The sequence below is a fragment of the Streptomyces boncukensis genome (assembly GCF_011045075.1).
GTDB classification, from domain to species: Bacteria; Actinomycetota; Actinomycetes; order Streptomycetales; family Streptomycetaceae; genus Streptomyces; species Streptomyces boncukensis.
In genome coordinates this window covers 1-1580 of the sequence record NZ_JAAKZZ010000920.1, presented here as the reverse complement: position 1 = coordinate 1580, position 1580 = coordinate 1, and the positions used below count along the sequence as shown (strand labels likewise).

Below are 1580 nucleotides of genomic sequence, written 5' to 3'. Positions count from 1 at the left end.
GCAGGAACGACGCGACGCGTTCCCCCGCTGGCTGCACTCCTACAATCACCACCGCGGACACACCGCGCTCGCAGGCAAACCACCCGCCAGCCGCGTCCCCAACCTCACAGGGCAATACACCTAGGGCGGTTCCCTCTCGACGGTGGCCGGATACGCCCTGCGATCTCCGCATAGCGCACGGATACGGTGGTCGCGCACAGATTCGAAGCGTGGGAAAGCGTGGGAAAGGGCGAGGGACCGCACCGTGGGCGACGACGGAGATCTCCAGGTCGGCAAGGACACCGTCAACCAGCTCACGAAGGGGATTACGGCCGCCCTCGACGAGCTGCGCGAGATCGGCACCGACACCGACGCCGCGAAGGGCAGCGGCTTCGACGAGATGGCGATGACGAAGAAGGAAGTCGGCCACAAGGGACTGGCCGACGCCTTCGAGGACTTCTGCGAGAAGTGGGAGTGGGGCGTACGCGGCCTGATGGCCGACGCCGACGGCATCGCGCAGGCCCTCGGCCTCTCGGCCGGTATGAACTGGGAGGAGGACCGCTACCGCTCCGCCAAGCTCAAGGGCCTCGCCCAGGCCGTCTCACCGGTGAGCAACCCGCACCAGACCGAGGAGGACCTCAACAAGGGCGACCTGGGCGACGCGGTGTGGGGCTGGGGAAACAATGGGTCTCGGTGATATCGGCGGGGCGGTCAAGGGTGGTCTGAACAAGGCGAAGGACGGTGTCGGCAAGCTGGCCGACGGCGGGATCGACACGTTCAAGGACATCACTCCCGATCCGGTCGAGGACCGGCTGGAGGGTTTGGCGGAGCGCGGCGGCACCGCCTTCCGCAAGGGCACGGATGCGGCCGCGGGCCAACTCGACGACTGGGGTCTGCACAAGGCGGCGGGGCTGACGCGGCGTTTCGGTGAGGGTGTCAACAACCACACCGGCGGTGATGTCCCCGAACGCGATCTGGAGGAGACGGAGTCGGCGAAGGACCTGATCCATGGCAGCCCGTCCAAGCTGCGGTCGACGGCGCGGCATCTGAAGGATTTCGCGAAGGCGTTCAACGGGGTGGGCCGGGGTCTGCGGCGGCTGGATTCGCGGCATTTGAAGGGGGCTGCGGCCGAGGCGTTCCGGGAGAAGGCGCAGGTGCAGCCGGCCCGGTGGTCGAAGGCGGCGGACGCGTGTGAGAGGGCCGCGGGGGCGCTGGAGGATTTCGCGGGCACGGTGGAGTGGGCCCGGGGCCAGGCCGGGGAGTGCGTGCGCGCGTATAAGGAGGGCAAGGCGGCCTCTGCGGCGCATGGCCGGGCGGTGACGTTCTACAACGATGCGGTCGATGCCTACAACGACCTCCCGGCCAAGGACCGTAAGCCGGGGTCGCTGCCGGATCGTCCTCCGGCGGAGGATCCGGGTGCGGCGGCGATGCGGGAGGCGCGGGAGACGCTGGAGGAGGCGCGGCGTCAGCGGGATGCGGCGGCGCGGGCGGCGAAGGGGGCGGTGGAGGCGGCGCGGGATGCGGCGCCGCCCAAGCCGTCCTATGCGGCGCAGCTGAAGAGCGGGGGGAAGGGCTGGCTGCTGAATGCGGAGCATCAGGTG

General features: G+C 69.6%; 2 protein-coding genes and 1 pseudogene. All 3 read left to right on the top strand.

Going from position 1 to position 1580, the window contains the following annotated elements:
• Positions 1 to 124: pseudogene (locus G5C65_RS37005) on the top strand (IS481 family transposase); the annotation flags it as partial.
• A 120-nt stretch (positions 125 to 244) separates the two neighbouring features.
• Positions 245 to 676: a hypothetical protein gene (locus tag G5C65_RS37000; RefSeq protein ID WP_165303417.1), complete on the top strand. Its 432-nt coding sequence runs from the start codon at positions 245 to 247 to the stop codon at positions 674 to 676.
• Positions 663 to 1580 (top strand): putative T7SS-secreted protein (locus G5C65_RS36995; RefSeq protein ID WP_165303416.1); only part of this gene is annotated, 918 nt, incomplete at its 3' end. The genes G5C65_RS37000 and G5C65_RS36995, both read left to right, overlap by 14 nt.